5 protein-coding genes are annotated in these 4009 nt (G+C 61.8%); all 5 read left to right on the top strand.

What is annotated here, in order from left to right; genetic code table 11:
- Positions 1 to 39 precede the first annotated feature (39 nt).
- A complete protein-coding gene (gene secY, locus EN969_RS20015) occupies positions 40 to 1380 on the top strand; it encodes a preprotein translocase subunit SecY (protein WP_013531435.1) in 1341 nt (446 codons plus the stop codon).
- Positions 1377 to 1973, top strand: coding sequence for an adenylate kinase (locus tag EN969_RS20020; RefSeq protein ID WP_013531436.1), 597 nt, complete (start codon positions 1377 to 1379; stop codon positions 1971 to 1973). The genes secY and EN969_RS20020 overlap by 4 nt, the downstream gene beginning before the upstream one ends.
- Before the next feature lie 210 nt (positions 1974 to 2183).
- Positions 2184 to 2552, top strand: coding sequence for a 30S ribosomal protein S13 (gene rpsM, locus EN969_RS20025; RefSeq protein WP_013531437.1), 369 nt, complete (start codon positions 2184 to 2186; stop codon positions 2550 to 2552).
- Between the two features lie 162 nt (positions 2553 to 2714).
- Positions 2715 to 3104 (top strand): 30S ribosomal protein S11, encoded by a 390-nt coding sequence (rpsK, locus tag EN969_RS20030; RefSeq protein ID WP_006205444.1) that lies wholly within the window; start codon positions 2715 to 2717, stop codon positions 3102 to 3104.
- Positions 3105 to 3206: 102 nt separating this feature from the next.
- The coding region (locus EN969_RS20035) for a DNA-directed RNA polymerase subunit alpha (protein WP_127419329.1) at positions 3207 to 4009 on the top strand (803 nt) is incomplete at its 3' end.

Raw genomic sequence — 4009 nt, forward strand, 5'->3', positions numbered from 1 at the left:
CCTCAGGGCCATCAAGCGTTACCAAGCGGAGAATCAGGCATGGCTTCGGCTGCTGAACAATTAGCCTCGAATCTGAATTTCTCGGCCTTCGCCAAGGCGGAGGATTTGAAGAAGCGCATCTGGTTCACGATCGGCGCGCTGCTGGTTTATCGCCTCGGCACCTACATCCCGCTTCCCGGTATCAATCCCGACGCCTTCGCCCAGGCCTTCTCTTCGCAGAGCAAGGGCGTGCTCGGCATGTTCAACATGTTCGCCGGCGGCGCCGTGCAGCGCATGGCGATCTTTGCGCTCGGCATCATGCCTTACATCTCCGCCTCCATCATCATGCAGCTGATGACCTCGGTCATCCCGTCATTGGAAGCGCTGAAGAAGGAAGGCGAACAGGGCCGCAAGGTCATTAACCAGTACACGCGCTACGGCACCGTGCTGCTTGCGCTGGTTCAGGCCTATGGCATTTCGGTCGGTCTGGAAGGCGGCAACGGCATCGTCAGTGACCCCGGCATGTTCTTCCGCATCTCGACCGTCGTCACGCTGGTCGGCGGCACCATGTTCCTGATGTGGCTGGGCGAGCAGATCACCGCCCGCGGCATCGGCAACGGTATTTCGCTGATCATCTTCTCCGGCATCGTCGCCGGCCTGCCGCACGCCATCTCCGGCACGCTGGAGCTTGGCCGCACCGGCGCGCTGTCGACCGGCCTGATCCTGGCGATCATCGTGCTGGCTATCGTCGTCATTGCGCTCATCGTGTTCTTCGAGCGCGCCCAGCGCCGCTTGCTGATCCAGTATCCAAAGCGCCAGGTCGGCAACCGGATGTTCCAGGGCGATACCTCGCACCTGCCGCTGAAGCTCAACACGTCGGGCGTCATTCCGCCGATCTTTGCCTCGTCGCTGCTTTTGCTGCCGGCCACCGTCGCCGGCTTCTCGCAGACGACGAACCTGCCGGCGTGGGCAAGCACCGTGCTCGCCTCGCTCGGCCACGGCCAGCCGCTCTACATGCTGTTTTATGCGGCGATGATCGTGTTCTTCGCCTTCTTCTACACCGCGATTGTCTTCAACCCGAAGGACACCGCCGACCAGCTCAAGAAGCATTCGGGCTTCATCCCGGGCTATCGTCCGGGCGAGCGCACCGCCGATTATATCGATTACGTTCTCACCCGCATCACCGTCGTCGGCGCCATCTATCTGGTGCTGGTGTGCCTGCTGCCGGAGTTCCTGATCTCGGCGACTGGCGTACCGTTCTACCTTGGTGGCACATCGCTTCTGATCGTGGTCAGTGTCACGCTCGATACGGTTGCGCAGATTCAGGGTCACCTGATCGCGCACCAGTATGAAGGCCTGATCAAGAAGTCGAAGCTGCGCGGGGGGAAGAAAGCCAGATGAGGTTGATATTGCTTGGGCCGCCAGGAGCGGGCAAGGGGACGCAAGCACAAAGACTGGTAGAAAAACACGGCATACCCCAGCTCTCGACGGGCGACATGCTGCGTGCTGCCGTCCAGGCAGGCACCGAGGTTGGCAAGCGCGCCAAGGCGGTGATGGATGCCGGTGAACTGGTGTCCGACGCGATCGTCAACGCGATCGTCGCTGAGCGTATCGATCAGCCCGACTGCGCCAAGGGGTTCATCCTCGACGGCTATCCGCGGACCCTGGTGCAGGCGGATGCGGTCGAGCAGATGCTGTCGGATCGCTCGCAGGGGCTCGACGCCGTCATTGAACTCGTGGTCGACGACAAGGCCCTGGTTGGCCGGATCGTCAAACGCGCCGACGAGGCGCAGGCCGCCGGCCTTCCCGTTCGCAAGGACGACAATCCGACCGTGTTCGAAGAGCGCCTGAGGGAATACTACAAGAAGACGTCGCCGCTGATTGGCTACTACTATGCCAAGGGCAAGCTCCGCAGTGTCGATGGCATGGCCGATATCGACGCCGTGACGGAACAGATCGAAGCGGTGCTCAAGGACGCGGTGCGGGGAAATTAACGATTGCACTTGACGGAGGCGGTTCGCTGCGGTATGGCGGCCCGTCTTCCTATCAGGCATGAGCTTTGCTTGTCCGCAAGGGCAAGGCAGCCGCATTGAACTGGAAACTCCCGCATGGGCCGGCCTCCACCGGACGCGGGGCAACTTAAGACAGCGCCGAGCCTACCTTGTTTTTGAGGATTGGCCGGCCCACATGGAGAAGGGAAGAACATGGCTCGTATAGCCGGCGTCAACATTCCGACCAACAAGCGCGTTGTCATTGCGCTTCAGTACATTCACGGCATTGGCAAGCGGTTCGCCCAGGAGATCGTCGACAAGGTCGGCATCCCGGCCGAGCGCCGCGTCAACCAGCTGACCGACGCGGAAGTGCTGCAGATCCGCGAGACCATCGACCGCGATTACCAGGTTGAAGGCGACCTGCGCCGCGAAGTCTCGATGAACATCAAGCGGCTCATGGACCTCGGCTGCTACCGCGGCCTGCGTCACCGCCGCTCGCTGCCGGTCCGCGGCCAGCGCACGCATACCAATGCGCGCACCCGCAAGGGCCCGGCCAAGTCGATCGCCGGCAAGAAGAAGTAATTTTTTTAGGGGAATAAGGGAGTAGGGGAGTAAGGCAGTAGGGAATGCCCGCCAGTCGGGTCGCGTTTTTCCCTACTCCCTTGCTGCCCTATTCCCCTACTCCCTTACGAAGGTGGAGCCGCTGGCATTACGGCGGTGTAGAGATCAACTGAAAGGACTATCATGGCCAAGGAAGCCGCTCGTGTTCGCCGTCGCGAACGCAAGAATATCTCGTCGGGCGTTGCCCACGTCAATTCGACCTTCAACAACACGATGATCACCATCACCGATGCGCAGGGCAATTCGATTGCCTGGTCGTCTGCCGGTGCTCAGGGCTTCAAGGGTTCGCGCAAGTCGACCCCGTTCGCTGCCCAGATGGCTGCCGAGGATGTTGCCAAGAAGGCCCAGGAACACGGCATGCGCATGCTCGAAGTCGAGGTCTGCGGACCCGGCTCCGGTCGTGAATCGGCACTGCGCGCCCTGCAGGCGGCCGGCTTCACCATCACCTCGATCCGTGATGTGACGCCGATCCCGCACAATGGCTGCCGCCCGCGCAAGAAGCGTCGCGTCTAAGCATTTACCGAACGCCGCGCGAGCGCCCTTGGGCGCTCCTCCGCGGCATTCCAGGTCGCCCGCCACGATTGGATGGTGGCGGGTCAACGGAAGGAAAGCATCATGATCCAGAAAAATTGGCAGGAACTGATCAAGCCGAACAAGATCGAGTTCTCGTCGAAGAAGAAGACGCTGACCACGCTGGTCGCCGAGCCTCTCGAGCGTGGCTTTGGCCTGACGCTGGGCAACGCGCTGCGCCGCGTGCTTCTGTCTTCGCTGCGCGGTGCGGCTGTTACCGCCGTGCAGATCGACGGCGTTCTACATGAATTCTCGTCCATCGCCGGTGTGCGCGAGGACGTGACCGACATCGTCTTGAATATCAAGGAAATCGCCATCCGCATGGAAGGCGATGGTCCCAAGCGCATGGTCGTTCGCAAGCAGGGACCGGGTGCGGTTCTTGCCGGCGACATCCAGACGGTTGGCGACGTCGAGATCCTCAACCCCGACCACGTCATCTGCACGCTGGACGAAGGCGCTGAAATCCGCATGGAATTCACCGTCGACACCGGCAAGGGTTACGTGCCGGCCGACCGCAACCGCGCCGAAGACGCGCCGATCGGCCTCATCCCGGTCGACAGCCTTTATTCGCCGGTCAAGAAGGTCTCCTACAAGGTCGAGAACACCCGCGAGGGCCAGGTTCTCGACTATGACAAGCTGACCATGACGATCGAGACCGACGGTTCGATCACCGGCGAGGACGCAGTGGCTTTCGCCGCCCGCATCCTGCAGGACCAGCTCGGCCTGTTCGTCAACTTCGACGAGCCGCAGAAGGAAGTCGCTGCCGAGGCCGTCACCGAGCTCGCCTTCAACCCGGCGCTGCTCAAGAAGGTCGACGAACTCGAGCTTTCGGTGCGTTCGGCCAACTG

Source organism: Mesorhizobium sp. M7A.F.Ca.CA.003.01.2.1 (assembly GCF_003998945.1).
Lineage (GTDB): Bacteria > Pseudomonadota > Alphaproteobacteria > Rhizobiales > Rhizobiaceae > Mesorhizobium > Mesorhizobium ciceri.

What these genes read in the sequence shown, in the direction of transcription:
- secY (WP_013531435.1), top strand. Translation starts at nt 40, where the DNA reads ATGGCTTCGGCTGCTGAACAATTAGCCTCGAATCTGAATTTCTCGGCC.
- EN969_RS20020 (WP_013531436.1), top strand. Translation starts at nt 1,377, where the DNA reads ATGAGGTTGATATTGCTTGGGCCGCCAGGAGCGGGCAAGGGGACGCAA.
- rpsM (WP_013531437.1), top strand. Translation starts at nt 2,184, where the DNA reads ATGGCTCGTATAGCCGGCGTCAACATTCCGACCAACAAGCGCGTTGTC.
- rpsK (WP_006205444.1), top strand. Translation starts at nt 2,715, where the DNA reads ATGGCCAAGGAAGCCGCTCGTGTTCGCCGTCGCGAACGCAAGAATATC.